The sequence below is a fragment of the Mycobacterium kubicae genome, from assembly GCF_015689175.1.
GTDB lineage: Bacteria > Actinomycetota > Actinomycetes > Mycobacteriales > Mycobacteriaceae > Mycobacterium > Mycobacterium kubicae.
The window spans coordinates 153,757-170,822 of record NZ_CP065047.1 but is presented as its reverse complement, the minus strand read 5'-3'; the positions used below and the strand labels follow the sequence as shown (position 1 = coordinate 170,822).

Below are 17,066 nucleotides of genomic sequence, written 5' to 3'. Positions count from 1 at the left end.
GTGGCTGCTTTCTAGGGGCGGGCGTCACATCAGCATTGGTCGAATGCTGTTGTTGCTCATAGCTGTAACGCAGGTCCAGTTCGCCTACCTCACCGCCGACCGGCTGACTCCGATCAAGCTTCGGGCGGCTGCGCTTATGTCAGCGTGGCCAGCGACCAACACCAACCGGCCAGTTGACGAGCGACCGCGACGTTGGCCACGACGTGGGGCTTCTTGCGCTCATTGAACCGGCACCACTGCTGATGTAAACGGCGGTTTCCGGCGTGCCCGCGGTCCTTGAGCGCTGGGTCGACCTTGGCCCATCGGGCCCGCATCGTCGGACCGGGGGTGCGGTAGCCGGCGCGGTGGTGCCAGGCCGATTCGATCAGCAGTCTGCGGACGTGGGCGTTGCCAGCCTTGGTGATCGAACCCTGGACCCGTGAAGTCCCCGAGGAGTACTCGGTGGGCACCAGACCGACGTAGGCGCCGATCGAGGCACCGGTGAATCGGGTCCAGTCCCCGATTTCTACGGCTAAGGCCAGACCAGTCAACGCCGAGATCCCGCGTAGGCAGCCCAGCCGGTTGACCGGATCGGCCCAGCGCGGTGAGGCCGCGACCATGACGATCTGCTCGTCGAGACGGTTCCTGGCCGCGGTAGCGGTGAGCACCGCGTCAAAGTGATGATCAAACGCCGCCGCGGTGTGGACATCGTCGAATCGTTGGCGCCTAAGCCACGTTTCGTGCACTCCGGTCCAGGCCTGACCACCTGAGTAGACCCGGCCTTGGCGCAGCAACAGCTTCGACAACCGGTGCCGAACACGCATCAGATCCGCACGGGCGTCCTCGCGAGCACGAACCAAATCTCGCACCGCCTCGACCTCAACGTCGGGCACCGTAACCGCAGTGATCTCATCCAACCGCAGCAACCTGGTCAGATGCGCAGCATCACGAGCATCGGTCTTGACCCGATCCCCGGCCGGGCGGATCAGCTTCGATGGCGCGGCGACCACGCAGTCGATCTGGGCATCCGCTAGAGCTCGTGCCAGACCAAACCCCGTTGGCCCGGCCTCATAGGCCACTCGCACCGGGCCTCGCAACCGGTGCAACCAATCCAAGATCTCACCGTGATCAGGACACAACCGCGCCCGTTCGACTCGACCCGTCTGTTCATCGACGGCATGAGCAACCACCGAAAGCGCGTGCACGTCCAACCCGACACTCGTACCGTTGAAACTCACCGGAGGCCTCCTGATCTGCAACTGTGGCTCTACCCGTGCGAGTGTTCACCCGACACCGGCAACCCACGTCCGATTGCAGCCCGAGGCCTTCGGCCTCGAGTCAGCCTCCATACCGTCTAGTCGGACGCTGCCTCTACTGAACGGTTGCATGGCGGCCGCTCCGATGAGGAAGCTGTTGGGCAGATCCAGCCCAGTGACAGCGGCGGTGTCGACGAAGAGGATCTGCAAATCGGGCGCTGCCGCGCTGCCGTTCGTTCGGATCACCCCCATCATTTCGCCGCGATTGTTCCGGGGTGCCGGAATCGGTTGTGCGGCGGCAAGAACGAGACCGGCCAAAGGGTGGTCCTGCAGATTGGATCCGACGCCTGGAAGATCGACGACGACGTCGATACCGACGTCACGCAGGTGCGACTTCGGTCCGATCCCGGACAACATCAACAGCTTTGGCGTTCCGATGGCTCCCGCAGACACGACAATCTCGGCGGCTGCGCTGGACACAATTGTCGACGGGTTGCCTGCGGTGCTGTATTCGACACCGGTGCACCGTCCCTTTCTGATCAGTAGACGGTGAGCGATTGCATCAGTGATGACGTCGAGGTTGGGGCGATTCATCGCCGGTCGTAGATAGGCATCTGCGGCGCTTTGGCGCCGCCCTTCAAAGATGGTCGCGTCTGGTGCGCCGAAGCCCGTTTCGCATCCGCCGCTCAGGTCGTCAGCTCGACGGTATCCGCAATCAAGTGCTCCACGCATGGCCGCGACCAGGACGTCGTTGGCCGGTGATACTGGGCTCACCCGTAACGGGCCGCTTTTCCCGCGCAACGCTGGATCACCGTGGGGGACGCTCTCGCTTCGCTTGAAGTACGGCAAGAGATCGTCGAATCTCCAGCCGTCAGGCCAATCCGCGTAGCTGTCACAGTGACCGCGGGCGAACATCATCGCGTTGATCACTGATGAACCGCCGATCACGTGCCCCCGCGACAGGTGCACGGCGTTGCCGGTCGCGGCCTGCACTGCCGTGACGCCGCCGCCGTCAGCAGGGCCGCGGACCAAGGTCGGCCACAGGGGCGGCTGGGCACTCTCCGTGGGAGGCGTTGCGCTGCCGGCTTCTATGAGCAGCACCTTGATGCCCTCGTCTTCGGTCAACCGACGGGCCAGTACGCAACCAGCGGTACCACCGCCCACGACAATGACGTCGTAGAAGTCTGCTTCGACCATGCCGGACCTCCGTGGTACTTGGTGATGCTTATAGGGCCCAGGGCAATGTAACACACTGATATCGTTGAACTGTTTCCGCCGGAAACGCTGCGGTAGCTGTTCCGGTGGTACCGTGAGGCCAGTAACGCCGGTAACGCCGAAAGGGAGCGTTTCTGCGGTTCCGGACGGCAGGGAGGTCGCGGTGAAGTCGGGTCCGCACGCCATCGGTGCGAACGATCGTGAGAAGAGTTACTCACTCCCGTACGAACTATTCCCAACCGGCCCCTTCGAATTGCCCGCGGCGCTGCGGCGACTACGCGACATGAAGAAGTCAGCGAGGGGACCTGACATCGCCGCGCTGATGGATCAGGCGGTAGCCGAGTTGGCGGACGCTGATTCGCTCACGATGGTGCCGGGCGTCGGTGACCCCGCCCCGAAGTTCGAGCTGCCGAACCAGATCGGCGCCCTCGTTTCGTTGGACGGACTACTGGCTACCGGGCCCGCTGTCCTCGTCTTCTACCGCGGCGTGTGGTGTCCGTTCTGCACTCTGACGCTGCGGGCATACGAGCAGTACCTGCCGGACTTGCGCTCGGCGGGAGCATCCCTGGTGGGGATCTCCCTGCAAACGCCGGACGACTCCCTGACCATGGCTGAGCGCAACCGGCTCAGCTATCCGGTGCTGAGTGACCTCGGCGGCGCGGTGTCTAGCAACTATGGCTTGGTGTTCAAGCTCCCGAACTACCTTCAGGAGGTGTACCGCCAGCTGGGTCATCCATTACCCGCGTTCAACGGCACCGACGATTGGGAACTGCCCGTGTCCGCGACTTTTGTCGTCGACCGCTCCGGCCTGGTGCGTTTCGCCGAAGCGCTGCCGGATTACACGCAAAGGAGTGATCCCGCAGATGTGCTGGCGACGGTAATGCGGCTGTGAGCGTATCTTCGGCTCGAGGATCTGTTGGTGATGGCACCCAAAGAGAAATCCGGGCCCCTCGGCGGTGCGAGGGGCCCGGATCAATTCGCCGGTCGTGTTGCCGGGGTGGGGTTATCGGTCGTCGCCGTGGTGACGGGTGCCCGACTTCGCCAGCCCGCGGCTAACCATGTAGCCGACGCTCAGAATCGAAATGTACAGCCACGCTTTGTCGGCCTGGAAGTAGTCGCCGTGCCCGTCGGTCGCCTTCACCAGGTACGACGCCAGCAGGACACCGATGGCTGCGACAACGAAAACCAAGAATTCGCTGGTTTTGTAGAACACCTTGGTTTCGTGGCCGAAACGAGAAATACTGCGAGTCGGCTGTGCACCGACTGGGCCACCGTGGGTGTTCGACGTGTCGACGTCGCGCACAGATGCGGCATTGCTGCTGACCATTTGAAATGCTCCTTGGGTCTGTTTTCGAACTGACGCCCCGACAACATCGAGAGCCCGAGCGTCCGAACTGCGTTGGGCGCCACTGCTCGACGGCCCGTCCTCCGACGATTGCCCACGTCGGAGCAATGCCAAACCGGCCAATAGGGCCATAGTGGAAAATGTCACATTGCGTTAGAAATTTGCTGGAGATATTTTGCCAGGTCAAAGATCGAAATGCTCTCTTTACCAAGTCCAGCTAGGTATCGGTAAGCTCGACCGCTCAGTCCGCTAACTTATTAGAGGCGGTCCGTGGACCTCGGCCACCATTATTGTGCAAATCCCGGCGTTCAGTAAGAATTTGCGCAAGCAAAGCAAGCGCATGCCGTGAGCGCTAAGACGTCGCCATCAAGCTGTTTAAACCCGAAAACAACGGGCATCCCGGTCGCCACGTTCCTGAAGGTGGTGTCTCCCGCAGCGCCACCGCGACGCGACGAGGAGTTGTCATGCGGCGGTCGCGCAATGCCGAGCCGATCGACCCAGGTCCGGTCCAGATCCGGCCGCGGCAGGTCCAATTCGATTTCTCCGACATTCCGCTGCATTGGATCCCAGGTCACCCGGTGGCTTCTGACCTCATCGGCTTACTGAATATCGGCGTGCCGGCGTTTGAGAGATGGACCGTGGAGACATTCAACGAAGCGTTGCCGCTGGTCAAGGACGACAAGTTGGCCGAGGACATGCGCGCGTTCATCGGCCAGGAGTCAATTCACGCCGCCAACCACGAGCGGGCGCTGCGCGACTTCATGGTCGCCAACGGCGTGGAGCCCACCGCGATGTTGCGGCAGATCGACTACCTATTCAGCAAGGTGCTTGCACCTTCGCGGTCAACGAACCCGAAACGGCGGCACAACCATCTGTGCGACAGATTGTGGTTGATCGCGGCAATGGAGCATTACACGGCCGTGTTCGGTCACTTCGCACTGAACAGCGCCTGGGACGATTATGGCGCGCATCCGACGCTCGTTGATCTCTACCGATGGCATGGAGCCGAAGAGGTCGAGCACCGCACAGTGTCCCACGATGTAGCCACTTATTTCAGTGACAGTTACTGGGACCGGCTCAGCGGTGCCATCTTCGCCGTAATTTTTCTGTTCGGAGCGTTTCAATCAGGCACCTGGTACCTGATGAAGAATGATCCGCAGGTCGAGATGACTTGGTGGCAAGCCCAGCGCGCACGTTGGCTGGACGCTAAGCATCGACTCCTTCCGCGGTACTGGGAGGCCTTCGGCAAGGAGACGTTGACCTACTTGCGGCCCGGCTTTTCGCCCGATGAGGTGGGCTCGATGGCCCAAGCCGTCGCCTATCTCGCGAGTTCACCTGCCGCACGAGCTGCAACCCAATAATGGCCGCAGACAACGCCGCTCGTCCGAAGCGGACAGAGAAGTCTGGGCGCTTACTAAATATGTTGACCGGTTCATTCGGTGCGGCGCTTTCCTGCGTGTGGGCGTTGAGCGGATCCATCCGGGTTCCGCCTGAATTGGCCGAACAGAAGCGAACCCAGGTGCTGACCGTGGTCGACCGACGCATCGTGGCCCAGGATGCGGATGTGGTCGCGCTGACCCTGGCGGCCATCGACGGACAACCATTGCCGCACTGGTTCCCCGGTGCTCATATCGAGGTTCACCTGCCCAGCGGTCGAGTGCGTCAGTACTCGCTGTGCGGGGCGCCCGACAATCGCGATTCGTATCGAATTGCGGTGCGCCGCATCACTGCCGGCGGTGGCGGGTCAATGGAAATGCACGACGATATGCGCGTGGGCGCCATGGTCACCACTGAAGGTCCGCGCAACGGCTTCCCGCTATCGCTGCCTGGCCATGGGTCCACGATGCAACACCTGAGATTCATTGCCGGTGGCATCGGTGTCACACCGATTTTGCCGATGTTGGCGAAGGCGGAGGCTGTTGGCGTGAACTGGTCGATGCTGTACGCCGGTCGAAGCGCGGACAGCATGCCTTTCCTTGACGAGCTAGTCCGTTACGGCGACCGCGTCGTCGTGCGAACCGACAATGTCCACGGAACACCAACGGCCGCAGACCTTCTGGGTGATTGTCCCGACGGTACGGCGGTGTATGCCTGCGGACCGGCGCCGATGCTGACGGCGATCCGGACCGCGCTGGCCGGCCGGCGCCAAGTGGAATTGCATTTCGAGCGATTCGCAGCACCACCGGTGATTGACGGCGAAGAGTGCCGTGTGTCGATTGCGTCGACCGGGATGATCGTCGATGTCGGCGCAGACGAGACAGTGCTGGCGGCGCTACAGCGGGCCGCCGTTCCAGTCCGCTATTCGTGCCATCAAGGATTCTGCGGGTTGTGTCGCACCAGAGTTCTCGACGGAACCGTCGACCACCGAGACACCCTGCTGACAGAGGACGAGCGCGGCGAAGCGATGCTGTTGTGCCGCAGCCGGGGGCGCAAAGGCGCCGTCCTCGGCCTCGATCTGTAATCACGCGACCACATACCGCGCCCAGCGCAGCGTATAGTGAAGCTATAAGTTAAATGAGCTAACTAATGCGCAGAGCCGAGAGGAGTGTGGCCGTGGCCCGCACGGAGAATGACACCTGGGATCTTGCGTCCAGCGTCGGAGCGACCGCTACCGCGGTCGCGGCGTCGCGGGCAATTGCGTCGGCGGGAGATAACGCCTTGCTGGCCGACCCGTGGCCCGACCCGCTGGTCCGCGCGGTCGGTATTGACACTTTCATCAAGCTCGTGGACGGCGAGATCGAGGGTGCCGACGATCCCTTGCTGAACAGGCAGGCCATGAGCGAGCAGATCACCGTGCGCACCCGCTTCTTCGACGACTTCTTCATGCAGGCGACCGACGCGGGTATCCGGCAGGCCGTGATCTTGGCTTCCGGTCTGGACACTCGGGCCTACCGGCTGCCCTGGCCGGCCGACACCGTGGTGTACGAAATCGACCAGCCCGAGGTCATTGAATTCAAGACTCGAACGCTGGCCGACCTGGGTGCCCAGCCGGCCGCGCAGCGCCGCACGGTGCCGATCGATCTGCGTGACGACTGGCCAACAGCGTTGCGCGAGGCCGGCTTCGATACCGCGAAGCCGACCGCATGGAGCGCCGAAGGGCTGTTGGTCTACCTGCCGCCCGAGGCACAGGATCGTTTGTTCGACAACATCGCGGCCTTGTCTGCGCCGGGCAGCCGTATCGCCACCGAGCACATGGACCTGCGCAACATTCCGGCGGACTGGGCCGAAAAGCTCACCGAGCGTTCGCGCCGCCTCGGCTCGAATATCAACCTGGCCGAGCTGTTCTACACCGGTGACCGCAACACGGCCGCCGACTACCTCAGCGGTCATGGTTGGCGGGTGGATGTCCGCACCACCGAGCAGGCGTACGCCGCGCACGGGTTCGACCTGCCCGACGACGAGTTGGCGTCGTTCGGTGATTCCTCCGGTTATCTGACGGCGACACTGACCTAGTGCCGCGCCGGCCGCTCACGCGTGCCGCAGCACCAGCAGTTCACCGGTGACCTTCTCTTGCGCGAGTAGCTCGCCGATCCGGTTGCTCTGGCGTTCGGCGAGTTGCCAGGTCTGCGATCGGCCGTGCCGTTCGGCCAGTGCGTCAGTAACTGCGTCGACGCGGCGCGTCCACTCCTGTGGGATGTCGGGCAGGTCGGCTGTGCTTCGCCAACTCTGCACTCGTAGACCGGCCGCCTCGACCAACTCGGTGAGGCGGTCGGTCGTCGGAAAGTGATTGCCCTCCGGCTGTTCTGCGTCGACCGACTCGCGCGCCACGAACGTGAGCAACGCGACCCGGCCGGGCGGTCGTACGGTTCGCCGCAATTCCGTCAACAACTCTCGCTGATCGGGTGTCGTGCACAGCACGCCCAGCGACCAAGCCGCGTCGAAGGTCGCGTCGGCCAGCGGCAGCGCCGACCCGATCGCCTGCAGGACCGGATAGTCGAACAGGGTGCGAGCCGCGCGGCACGCCCCCGCCTCCGGCTCGACGAGCAGCGGCGTCACGCCCACGGCCTGCGCGGCATACGCGGCGGGGCCTCCCACCCCCGCACCGGAGTCGAGCAGCGTTTCGTCTGCCGTCAAGCCCAGCTCGTCGATCAACCAATCCAGAGCCGCCGGACTCCCACTGCCCCGGCAGCCCGCGGGAACGTAGTAGTCGGGACCCAGATCGACGGCCACCTGCGCAGTCCATTCGGCGACGGTGTCGAATTCAGCTTCCATCGCTTCGGTCATGACACCGCCTCCTCCTTGATGCGCCGGCCTACTTCAGCCTTGATCTCTGCGCCGACGCGAGTTCCGGAGGCCGACGCCAACCCGGACAGGTTGACGCCCTCGACACCGTCGATCGACAACAGGGCACGCGCCTCGGTGACCGCAGCCGATATTCCGGCCGCGATGGGATCCGCCGCATGTAGCACCTCGTCGACCACCGCGTGGTCGAGTTCGAGCCCGGGAAGCCCTTCCAGAACCGCTGCGGAGACGGCGTCGGTGTACACCGCCACCGCGGCGATGATCGGGATGGACAGCCCCGCACCTCGAGCGCAGGACACGAAGTCGGCGATCATCTGCGGATACGGCACGTGGTTGAGCACCGCCAGGCTTGCTCCGGCTCGCTGTTTCTCCACCAGGCGCAGCGGCCGACCGTGGATCGGCGGGGCGGTAGGAGTCTCGGGGACGGCCGCCACCATTCCCAGCGATGCCGCCAGCGACACCAGTCGTGGACCGTCCAGGTCGAAAGTCTGCGTAACGTCCGGGCGCACGTCATATCCGCGGCCATCTCCGGTCACGCACAAGACTGTGCGCAGGCCAAGACTTTGTAGCCCGCGCAACTCCTGCTCGAGGACCACCCGATTGCGGTCCCGGCACGACAAGGTGATCCACGGGGACGCACCCACCTCGAGCAGCAACCGCCCCATCAGGGTGGGTGGAAAGTCCGGTCGGTTCTGATGTTCGCCGACGAGTACCGCATCAGCCGAGCCAGCCAGCATGGCTGCGGTTGCTGCAACGTCCGCCTCATCGAACGGGGTGCAACTGAAGTCGGTGAGCACCAGCGGCGCCTGGACCGGTGCGGTCCGATACTGCGAACCCGACCAGGGCACCACTTCGGGAAACGCGCACTCGCCGGCCCGCATCTCACATTGACCGTCGGGCCGAACACCGCCGCACGGGCCGTACTGCATTCGCTTGGGACATCCGAGGTCCGTCGACGGTTTCACCCCCCGGCCATCCTTTCCCGCGTTCGGTATTGGCAGCCTGTACCCGGAATGCGCGGACGCGAAGCCGTTTCCCGCGTCGTCACACCGGGTAGCTGTGATTGAGTCGTACGACTCCGACGGAGGAACAGTGACCACTGCCGAGCAGCCGCCGCCCGAGGGCGGCGAACAACCGCCCCAAAACGCATCCGGTGAAGGGATCGACGACAGCCAGGAAGCGCAAGACCCTGACTCCGGTACCTCAGCACGCGACAGTTGAGGCCCGTACTCGTGTGCAGACGCAACGGTCGGCATCCGCCACGTCGGCAGGGCGAAAATGATTGCGGCAGCCGCTAACTCACTCCACCCGCGGCTGCGCCACGGTCGTAGAACTCAACGTCGATGCGCGCGCAACTGATATAGGCCGTGGGTGGTCGCGACGACTGTGCCCGCCGCGTCGGTGACCACCGCGTCCAACACATAGTCAGCCTTGCCCTTGGCCGCGGCCTCGGCTTCCACGCGGGCGATCGTTTCGTCGTCCATGCTCGCCTCGGCGCGTAGGGCCGTCGTGGCCATGCCGAGGAAGGCGATCTCGAGGTTCTTGACCAGCGGGAAGTACTTGCTGGAGTCGAATGTCGCCAGGGCGATGATGCCGCCGAGCATTTCGGCGACGGTGAATTGCACGCCGGCGTAGATGACGCCGAAATGGTTGCCGTTGCCTTCGGCCGGGACGCTGGCGGCAGCAAACCCGCGCCGCGCCTCGAGCACTCGCACGCCCATCTTGTCCGCGGTGGGGATGGTCGTTGCCATGCCGGCGTTCATCATGTCGACGAGCGGGTCAGCCACATCGACGATCGTTGCACACGCGAATGCCGCCGCCTACCGCCGCCGCAGCACCGCGCGGATATCCTCATCGACGACTTCGAAGGAGCACTGAGTTGAACATCGATCCCGCCGCTACCGGCTGGTTGCTGGCAAGCACCGCACTCGTCCTGCTGATGACGCCTGGGCTGGCGATCTTCTACGGGGGCATGGTGCGCACCAGTGGCGTGCTCAACATGATCATGATGAGCTTCATCTCCATTCCACTGGTGACGGTGGCGTGGTTGCTGGTCGGTTACAGCCTGGCGTTCTCCGACGGTGGCGCGGGCGGGTTCCTCGGCGGATTGGCGCACGCCGGGATGCAAGGGATAGGTCCGGAAACCGCGCACGGTGCTGTTCCCGAACTGCTGTTCGCCACGTTCCAGCTGAGCTTCGCGATCATCACCGCCGCCCTGGTCAGCGGCGCCATCGCCGACCGCGCCAAGTTCGCGGCCTGGATGGTGTTCGTGCCGCTTTGGTCGGTGGCGGTCTACTGCGTTGTCGCGCATTGGGTTTGGGCGCCCAGCGGTTGGCTGGCCAAGATGGGGGTGCTCGACTACGCGGGTGGGCTGGTCGTCGAAATCGTCTCGGGTTCCTCGGCGCTGGCGTTGGCGCTGGTGCTGGGCCGGCGCATCGGGTTCAAAGTGGAGGCGATGCGCCCGCACAACCTGCCGTTCGTGCTCCTTGGTGTGGGGCTGCTGTGGTTCGGATGGTTCGGGTTCAATGCCGGATCGGCGTTGGCGGCCAACGGTTTAGCGTCCGCAATATTTCTCAATACCCTGGTCGCCGGTTGTCTGGGCATGCTGGGTTGGCTTTCGGTCGAACAGATCCGGGATGGGAAACCGACGACCTTCGGTGCCGCTTCCGGTGTGGTTGCCGGCCTGGTGGCGATCACACCGTCCTGCGGCACGGTGAACACCTTGGGCGCCGCCGTCATCGGACTCGCAGCGGGCATCGTGTGCTCGTTTGCGATCGCGCTCAAATTCAGACTCAACTACGACGATTCGCTGGACGTGGTGGGCGTGCACTTTGTCGGGGGAGTCGTCGGTGTCCTGTTGATCGGGTTGCTGGCCACCGCCGTCATGACGCATGGCCCGCGCGGCCTGCTCTACGGCGGAGGTCCAGGGCAGCTGGGCAAGCAGGCGCTGGCGATGGTGGTCGTTGGCCTCTATGCGTTCGCGGTGAGCTACGGGTTGGCGGCGCTCATCGACCGACTCATGGGCTTTCGCCTCAGCGCTGAGGATGAGGTGAGCGGTGTCGACCTCACTCAGCATGCCGAAACCGCCTATCCCGAGGGTGTTTATGGGCATCAAGCCCCGCGCCGCCTCTCTACCGGCGAACGGGATGACGGCCGTCCCCGGCCCGATGACGACGAAGACCGCTGACTCGCCGTCTGCAGTGCTTCTTGGCCGGCCAGTTCGCTGAACTGCGGCTCGAAGACCGGCGCATGCAGGTTCCACGTCGGGAAGGCCCGGCGTAGCCGCGCCGGGCCGCTGACCGTGACCTCCCCGCTGCGAAGCACATCACGCCACGTTCGCGCACCACGGTGCCAGTCGACGAAAGCTTTGGAGTTGGCCTCAACGGTCAGATCCGGCTGGCCACCGGGGTCGGAATGACATAACTCCGCGTCGTGCCGGTCGATCAAAATCCAGTACCGCCGGTTGATCGGGCGCTCTTCGGGAAACGTGAAAGCAACTACCACCCGGCCACCCGGCAGGGCATCCCGATCGACCTGTGACTGGCACCATGCCCACAGCGCATAACCGGGATCAGATTGTTCTGCGGTGACGTCGACCCACCGTCGGCCCCACTCGGCGAGCGCGGCGATCACCCCCACCAGGTCGGCGCCGGCTTCGGTGAGTCGGTAGAGAGAGCCGCGGCCCCCCGGCTTGGGCTCGGTCTCGATCACTCCCGCCCGCTGCAGCTCATCGAGCCGCTTGAGCAGCATCGACCGAGACATCGTCGGCACGCCGTTGGCGATCCCTGAAAACGTGTTGGCGCCGAGCATGAGATTGCGGATGATCAGCGGATTCCAGCGTTCCGCGACGACCTCGGCTGCCACAGCGACCGGGCAGTACTGACGGTAGGTGACCACGGCTTCGATTATGCGTGCGGCAGAGTCGGCGGTGAAGTTCTATTTTAGAACTTCACGACACACTGCTGTGTGGCAACCATATCTCCATGAGCACCGATTACCCCGACAGCGCCGCCCAATTGAAGATGCGCTTCGAACGTGACGTGGTTCCGCTGCTTGACGACCTCTACACCGCCGCTCGGCGGCTGACGCGCAATAGCGCTGACGCCGAGGACCTGCTCCAGGACACCATGCTCAAGGCATACAGTCGTTTTCACCTCTTCACTGAAGGGTCGCGCTTGAATGCATGGCTATACCGCATCTTGCGCAACACATGGATCAACAACCATCGCAAGTCCTTGTGCCGCCCGGCTTTACAGCTCAGCGCCGACATCACCGACTGGCAGCAAGCAAGCAGTCGCCAGCATCATGACTCCGCGGAATGCCGGGCCGCAGAACTCGACGTTCTCGAAAAACTCCCCAATCAGAAGATCATCGAAGCGCTCGAAGCGTTGCCGGAGAACTTCAGGACCACTGTCTTCTACGCCGACGTCCACGGATACCACTATCGAGAAATCGCAGACATGCTGAACATCCCCATCGGAACAGTGACGTCACGCCTGTCCACTGCCCGTCGCCGATTGCGCGTGCTGTTGGCCGACCTGGCTTCGGAGCACGGGCTCGCCGGATAGCTCACTGACCGGTCCCCCGGGCCGCTTGTTTCAGCACGGGACGTCGGGGTACGCCGCCATAGGCAGACCTTTCGATAAGACGGCCCAGGCATGACGTGTCGCCATGTCCAGGTCTCGATTCGGGGGACCTTGTGCTGACCCCCAACCGACCAGGAGCAAGACATGACCGATGTGTCCTCACTGCAACCCGACCCCGACGACACCCGGGACATCCTGACCGACCGGCAAGGTCACCCGATCTACGACAATCAAAATCAGCGGACGATCGGCGCCCGCGGCCCGGCAACCCTGGAGAACTACCACTTCCTCGAGAAGATCAGTCATTTCGACCGGGAACGGATACCGGAGCGGGTCGTGCACGCTCGCGGCTTTGTCGCATACGGCTATTTCGAGTCCACCGGTAAGTGGGGCGACGAGCCGGTCGCGAAGTTCACCCGAGCGAAAATCTTCGCCGAGCCGGGCAAGCGCACCGATCTGGTCATCCGGTTGTCCACAGTGATTGGCGGTCGCGACTCGTCGGAAACCGCCCGCGACCCAAGGGGATTCGCGGTGAAGTTCTATACCGAAGACGGCAACTGGGATCTGGTCGGCAACAATCTCGGCGTCTTCTTCATTCGCGATGCGGTCAAGTTCCCAGACGTCATTCACGCGCTCAAGCCGGATCCGGTCACCTTCCGGCAGGAGCCCGCGCGCATCTTCGACTTCATGTCCCAGACTCCCGAGTCGATGCACATGCTGGTCAACTTGTTCTCCCCGCGCGGCATCCCGGCCAACTACCGCACCATGCAAGGCTTCGGCGTCAACACCTACCGGTGGGTCAACGCCGACGGGGAGAGCCGCCTGGTCAAATACCACTGGATGCCCAAGATCGGGGTGAAGAGCCTGACCGAGGCGGACGCCGCGGCCATCCAGGCTCAAGACCTCGCACACGCGAGCAAGGACCTCTACGAAGCCCTCGAGGCCGGCGACTATCCCGAATGGGACCTGCTGGTCCAGATGATGAGCGACGACGATCACCCCGAACTGGACTTCGACCCACTCGACGACACCAAGGTGTGGCCGGAGAACGAGTTCCCGCCGAAGCTGGTCGGCACGATGGTGCTCAACCGCAACGTCTCCGACCACTTCAACGAGAACGAACAATCCGCCTTCGGCACCGGCGTGCTCGTCGACGGGCTGGAGTTCTCCGACGACAAGATGCTGGTCGGGCGGACGTTCTCCTATTCCGACACTCAGCGCTACCGGGTCGGGCCGAACTATCTGCAGCTTCCGGTGAATCAAGCCAAGAACACCAAGGTGTCGACCAACCAGCAGGGCGGCCAGATGCAGTACCGCGTCGACAACAACGGGGCCAACCCACACGTGAATTACGAGCCGTCGATCACCGGCGGTCTCCGCGAGGCGAGCAGCCCACGTCAAGACGAGGTCGGCCCCGAGATCCGCGGGCGTCTGACCAAGAAGCGGATTCCGCGCACCGACGACTACACCCAGGCCGGTCAGCGCTACCAGCTGATGGAGCAATGGGAGAAGGACGACCTGGTGCTCAACCTGGTCAACGGTATCTCTGAGGCCGTGCGCGAGGTGCAGGAACGCATGGTGTGGCACTTCCTCATGTGCGACGACGAACTGGGAATTCGGGTCGGGCAGGGGCTTGGCATCACACCCGATGACGTCCGTCACCTGGAGCCGCTGAAATCGCAGACGTTGTCCGACGACGAAGAGCAGCGCCGGGCCAACCTCGGCAAGAACGGCCCGCGCGACGTCGCGGGCATGACGATGACCCACTGCGTGCCCAACGAGCACGTGTCGGTGGCCAGCCAGTAGGCGGCGGCTTCAGGAAGCGACCAAGTCGTCGATCTGGTTGATCGCCGACGACGCGCCTTCCACGACGCCCATGTCCAGTACCTGCTGAAGCGCCTCGGCCGACTCGTAGGTGCTGACGAACGTCGCGCGGGTGCCGCCGTCGTGTTCAGTGAAGGTGTAGACGTTCTTCGAGACGGGCAGCCCTGGGTCCGGGTTGAAGTCCAGGTCGGCGAAGCCGTCGATGAAGGAGAAGCTTGTCGGCTCGTCGACGGCAGTGATCTGCCAGTAGCCGGCGTGCTTGTCGCCCTCTGGGCCGGTCATGAAGTACGTGACGCGGCCGCCGGGTGTCAGGTTGTGGTCGACCACGGTCGCCGGATAGCTCGGCGGCCCCCACACTTTTTCCAGTTGCCGCGGGTCGGCGTAGACCTGCCAGATCCGCTCCACCGGCGCGGCGAAGTCGGCGATGATGGTCAGGGTCAGGTTGTCCAGGTCATGTTGGACGTCGGTCACCGGCATTGTTCAGTCCTCCTTGATCGTGTCGGATGAGATGAGTTCGTCGATGCGCGCGACGCGGTCGCGCCATACCTGCTCCAGATCGCTGAGCATGGACGCCACCGACCGCACCGCCGCCACGTCGCCGCTGGCCAGCTGCTCGCGACCGCTGCGTCGCTTGGTGAGCAAGCCCGCCTTCTCCAGGACGACGACGTGCTTTTGCACCGCTGCGAAGCTGATCTGGTACTTCACCGCCAGCGCCGAAACCGAGTGTTCCCCGGTCAACACTCGGCGCATGATGTCGCGCCGGGTCCGGTCGGCAAGCGCGTGAAACAAGGCGTCCGCCCGGTCCTCGCTGTCTACGGTCACGCACACAACATACAACCAATCGGTTGTATGTTGTCAAGACTTCCGGCTCGTACGGTGGAGCTATGACTGTGCCTGTTTCGAAGGCGGTCAGCGCGGTTCGGCGCGACCTGGGGAGCAAGTTGTTCGCGATGGTGGCTGGGCCTGAGGGGCCGGCGAATCGAGAGCGCATACACGGCACCCCGGGAGCGCGGTGGTTCGACGACGACCGTCCGATTCGGCGGGTGCACGCGGACGCGGCAATGTTCGTGGGCGGGCTGCGGGCCTTGCTGCTGCAGTCTCTGCACCCGCTGGCCATGGCCGGCGTCGCCGAGCATTCCGACTATCGAGGCGATCCGTGGGGACGCCTCCAGCGCACCAGCACATTCCTGGCCGAGACCACGTTCGGTTGCGCTGCCGATGCCCAGCGGGCCGTCGACCACGTTCGGCGCATCCATGAGTACGTGCACGGCGTCGCACCGGATGGCCGGCCCTATCACGCGTCGGATCCGCATTTGCTCGAATGGGTTCACATCGCCGAAGTGGACAGCTTCTTGCTGGCCTATCAGATGTACGGTGCGGCCCCCTTCGGCCAGGCTGGGCGGGACGGTTACGTAGCCGACATGGCCGTCGTGGCATCAGCGCTTGGCGTGCCGGATCCGCCGCGCTCGGAAGGGGAATTGCACGACCGGATCAACGCCTATCGCCCCGAATTGCGGGGAACGGCCGCCGCGCGCGACGCTGCGCGGTTCCTGCTGCTGACTCCGCCGTTGGCGCTGCCGGTCCGGCCCGTGTACGGGGTGCTGGCGGCTACCGCGGTCGCGATGCTGCCCAGGTGGGCGCGGCTGCCTCTGCTGCTCCCCTACGCTCCGCCGGTAGAGGCGACCGTGACGCGCGCGGCCGGCCGGTTACTCGTCGGAGGCATTCGCTGGGTGATGCCGTCGAGCACCGACCACTAGTGGCCCTGGAACTCGTCCATGGAGTTGTAGACGCCGACGCGCCGGAGATACACGTCGCGCAGCCGGACGGGTAGCACTGCGGAGAGCACCTTGTTGAGCTTCGACGTCCATGGCATGACGACGAATGGGCGGCCCGCCAGCATCGCCTGCCACGTCCGGTCCACGACGTCCTCCTGCTCGAGCATCGGGGTGAACAGGATGCCTTTGGCGCCGTCGAACATGCCGGTGTTGATGTAGGTCGGGCAGACCGTGGTGACCTTGACCCGATCATGGCCGGCCTGTTCGAGCTCTAGCCGCACGGAGTCGGAGAATCCGATCGCCGCCCACTTGGAGGCGGCGTACGCGGCCATGCGCGGGATGGCGTTCAGTCCGGCCGACGATGCGATGTTGACGATGCGGCATTGCGTGCCGGACTTGATCATCGCGGGCAGGAACTCCCGCGTCACCAGCATGGGACCGATCGAGTTGACTTCCACGGTGAGTAGGAAGTCGCGCGGCTCGTTCTCCCAGAAGTAGCCATTGCCACGCACGATGCCAGCGTTGTTGAACAGCACATGGATCGTGCCGATGTCGGTGCGGACGCGCTCGGCGGCTTCGGTCACCCGGTCCTGGGAGGTGACGTCGACGGCTTCGTAAAGGACCTTGCCGCCAGCCGCTTCCAACTCGGCTGCGGTCTCCTTCAGCGCGGCCTCGTTGGCGTCCCAGAGCACCACCGCCGCGGCACCTTCCTTGACAGCTTGGGTGGCGAACAGCTTGCCCAGGCCCATGGCGGCCCCGGTGACTAGGACGTTGGTTCCGCTGACGGACTGCATAACTGTGCTCCTTTGGCCTCTCCGGTGAAGCGATGTCATTGCCCTTATAC

At 64.0% G+C, this 17,066-nt stretch carries 19 protein-coding genes; 9 read left to right on the top strand and 10 right to left on the bottom strand.

The genetic code is table 11. The features are described 5' to 3' along the window. Positions 1-134 precede the first annotated feature (134 nt). Positions 135-1,217, bottom strand: coding sequence for an IS110 family RNA-guided transposase (locus I2456_RS00855; protein ID WP_170291478.1), 1,083 nt, complete (start codon positions 1,215-1,217; stop codon positions 135-137). A gap of 45 nt (positions 1,218-1,262) precedes the next feature. Continuing rightward, the gene (locus tag I2456_RS00850; protein WP_085074343.1) at positions 1,263-2,432 is read right to left on the bottom strand and encodes a GMC family oxidoreductase; all 1,170 of its coding nucleotides are present in this window, start codon (positions 2,430-2,432) and stop codon (positions 1,263-1,265) included. A gap of 181 nt (positions 2,433-2,613) precedes the next feature. Between I2456_RS00850 and I2456_RS00845 the strand changes: the two genes are divergently transcribed. Further along, positions 2,614-3,342 carry a peroxiredoxin-like family protein gene (locus I2456_RS00845; RefSeq protein WP_085074344.1) on the top strand — a complete coding sequence of 243 codons (729 nt, stop codon included), beginning with the start codon at positions 2,614-2,616 and terminating at the stop codon, positions 3,340-3,342. A 111-nt stretch (positions 3,343-3,453) separates the two neighbouring features. Here I2456_RS00845 and I2456_RS00840 read toward each other — a convergent pair whose 3' ends face one another. Continuing rightward, complete coding sequence (locus I2456_RS00840) at positions 3,454-3,777, bottom strand: hypothetical protein (RefSeq protein ID WP_085074345.1); 324 nt, start codon at positions 3,775-3,777, stop codon at positions 3,454-3,456. A 482-nt stretch (positions 3,778-4,259) separates the two neighbouring features. Between I2456_RS00840 and I2456_RS00835 the strand changes: the two genes are divergently transcribed. The 3 genes from I2456_RS00835 (at position 4,260) to I2456_RS00825 (ending at position 7,248) form a co-directional block, all read left to right on the top strand. Then, positions 4,260-5,156: a metal-dependent hydrolase gene (locus I2456_RS00835; RefSeq protein WP_085074346.1), complete on the top strand. Its 897-nt coding sequence runs from the start codon at positions 4,260-4,262 to the stop codon at positions 5,154-5,156. A 59-nt stretch (positions 5,157-5,215) separates the two neighbouring features. Beyond that, the gene (locus I2456_RS00830; RefSeq protein ID WP_241007828.1) at positions 5,216-6,256 is read left to right on the top strand and encodes a PDR/VanB family oxidoreductase; all 1,041 of its coding nucleotides are present in this window, start codon (positions 5,216-5,218) and stop codon (positions 6,254-6,256) included. A gap of 92 nt (positions 6,257-6,348) precedes the next feature. Then, a complete protein-coding gene (locus I2456_RS00825) occupies positions 6,349-7,248 on the top strand; it encodes a class I SAM-dependent methyltransferase (protein WP_085074430.1) in 900 nt (299 codons plus the stop codon). A gap of 15 nt (positions 7,249-7,263) precedes the next feature. On the opposite strand, the gene I2456_RS00820 is transcribed toward I2456_RS00825, so the two are convergent. After that, entirely contained in the window at positions 7,264-8,019 is a 756-nt protein-coding gene (locus I2456_RS00820; RefSeq protein ID WP_068024254.1) for a class I SAM-dependent methyltransferase, read from the bottom strand. After that, on the bottom strand, positions 8,016-8,966 hold the full coding sequence (locus I2456_RS00815; RefSeq protein ID WP_068024251.1) for a methylenetetrahydrofolate reductase: 951 nt from the start codon (positions 8,964-8,966) through the stop codon (positions 8,016-8,018). Before I2456_RS00815 ends, I2456_RS00820 begins: the two co-directional genes overlap by 4 nt. Before the next feature lie 163 nt (positions 8,967-9,129). Here I2456_RS00815 and I2456_RS28860 point away from each other — a divergent pair, with 163 nt between their 5' ends. Further along, entirely contained in the window at positions 9,130-9,258 is a 129-nt protein-coding gene (locus I2456_RS28860; protein WP_255322456.1) for a hypothetical protein, read from the top strand. Positions 9,259-9,371: 113 nt separating this feature from the next. Here I2456_RS28860 and I2456_RS00810 read toward each other — a convergent pair whose 3' ends face one another. After that, a complete protein-coding gene (locus tag I2456_RS00810) occupies positions 9,372-9,824 on the bottom strand; it encodes a DUF4442 domain-containing protein (protein WP_308203639.1) in 453 nt (150 codons plus the stop codon). 92 nt (positions 9,825-9,916) lie between these two features. On the opposite strand from I2456_RS00810, the gene I2456_RS00805 reads away from it, so the two are divergent. Further along, positions 9,917-11,224: an ammonium transporter gene (locus I2456_RS00805; protein ID WP_241007827.1), complete on the top strand. Its 1,308-nt coding sequence runs from the start codon at positions 9,917-9,919 to the stop codon at positions 11,222-11,224. On the opposite strand, the gene I2456_RS00800 is transcribed toward I2456_RS00805, so the two are convergent. Next, positions 11,149-11,934: a winged helix-turn-helix transcriptional regulator gene (locus I2456_RS00800; protein ID WP_085074349.1), complete on the bottom strand. Its 786-nt coding sequence runs from the start codon at positions 11,932-11,934 to the stop codon at positions 11,149-11,151. The two genes, I2456_RS00805 and I2456_RS00800, sit on opposite strands and share 76 nt — an antisense overlap. A gap of 86 nt (positions 11,935-12,020) precedes the next feature. Between I2456_RS00800 and I2456_RS00795 the strand changes: the two genes are divergently transcribed. Then, positions 12,021-12,605 carry a sigma-70 family RNA polymerase sigma factor gene (locus tag I2456_RS00795; RefSeq protein WP_085074350.1) on the top strand — a complete coding sequence of 195 codons (585 nt, stop codon included), beginning with the start codon at positions 12,021-12,023 and terminating at the stop codon, positions 12,603-12,605. 162 nt (positions 12,606-12,767) lie between these two features. Then, a complete protein-coding gene (locus I2456_RS00790) occupies positions 12,768-14,429 on the top strand; it encodes a catalase (protein WP_085074351.1) in 1,662 nt (553 codons plus the stop codon). A 9-nt stretch (positions 14,430-14,438) separates the two neighbouring features. Here the strand turns inward: I2456_RS00790 and I2456_RS00785 are convergent, their stop codons facing one another. Both I2456_RS00785 and I2456_RS00780 read right to left on the bottom strand, forming a co-directional pair. Further along, positions 14,439-14,924, bottom strand: a complete 486-nt coding sequence (locus I2456_RS00785) for an SRPBCC family protein (RefSeq protein ID WP_068158355.1) — start codon at positions 14,922-14,924, stop codon at positions 14,439-14,441. A gap of 3 nt (positions 14,925-14,927) precedes the next feature. Continuing rightward, positions 14,928-15,269, bottom strand: coding sequence for an ArsR/SmtB family transcription factor (locus I2456_RS00780; RefSeq protein ID WP_085074352.1), 342 nt, complete (start codon positions 15,267-15,269; stop codon positions 14,928-14,930). A 62-nt stretch (positions 15,270-15,331) separates the two neighbouring features. Between I2456_RS00780 and I2456_RS00775 the strand changes: the two genes are divergently transcribed. Next, positions 15,332-16,204, top strand: coding sequence for an oxygenase MpaB family protein (locus I2456_RS00775; protein ID WP_085074353.1), 873 nt, complete (start codon positions 15,332-15,334; stop codon positions 16,202-16,204). On the opposite strand, the gene I2456_RS00770 is transcribed toward I2456_RS00775, so the two are convergent. Continuing rightward, the gene (locus I2456_RS00770) at positions 16,201-17,016 is read right to left on the bottom strand and encodes an SDR family NAD(P)-dependent oxidoreductase (RefSeq protein ID WP_068024226.1); all 816 of its coding nucleotides are present in this window, start codon (positions 17,014-17,016) and stop codon (positions 16,201-16,203) included. The two genes, I2456_RS00775 and I2456_RS00770, sit on opposite strands and share 4 nt — an antisense overlap. Positions 17,017-17,066 lie beyond the last annotated feature (50 nt).

Excerpts from the sequence above, each read along its gene's own strand:
- I2456_RS00850 (WP_085074343.1), bottom strand. The coding sequence starts at position 2,432 with ATGGTCGAAGCAGACTTCTACGACGTCATTGTCGTGGGCGGTGGTACC.
- I2456_RS00840 (WP_085074345.1), bottom strand. The coding sequence starts at position 3,777 with ATGGTCAGCAGCAATGCCGCATCTGTGCGCGACGTCGACACGTCGAAC.
- I2456_RS00835 (WP_085074346.1), top strand. The coding sequence starts at position 4,260 with ATGCGGCGGTCGCGCAATGCCGAGCCGATCGACCCAGGTCCGGTCCAG.
- I2456_RS00830 (WP_241007828.1), top strand. The coding sequence starts at position 5,216 with ATGTTGACCGGTTCATTCGGTGCGGCGCTTTCCTGCGTGTGGGCGTTG.
- I2456_RS00820 (WP_068024254.1), bottom strand. The coding sequence starts at position 8,019 with ATGACCGAAGCGATGGAAGCTGAATTCGACACCGTCGCCGAATGGACT.
- I2456_RS00815 (WP_068024251.1), bottom strand. The coding sequence starts at position 8,966 with ATGCAGTACGGCCCGTGCGGCGGTGTTCGGCCCGACGGTCAATGTGAG.
- I2456_RS00795 (WP_085074350.1), top strand. The coding sequence starts at position 12,021 with ATGAGCACCGATTACCCCGACAGCGCCGCCCAATTGAAGATGCGCTTC.
- I2456_RS00790 (WP_085074351.1), top strand. The coding sequence starts at position 12,768 with ATGACCGATGTGTCCTCACTGCAACCCGACCCCGACGACACCCGGGAC.
- I2456_RS00785 (WP_068158355.1), bottom strand. The coding sequence starts at position 14,924 with ATGCCGGTGACCGACGTCCAACATGACCTGGACAACCTGACCCTGACC.
- I2456_RS00775 (WP_085074353.1), top strand. The coding sequence starts at position 15,332 with ATGACTGTGCCTGTTTCGAAGGCGGTCAGCGCGGTTCGGCGCGACCTG.
- I2456_RS00770 (WP_068024226.1), bottom strand. The coding sequence starts at position 17,016 with ATGCAGTCCGTCAGCGGAACCAACGTCCTAGTCACCGGGGCCGCCATG.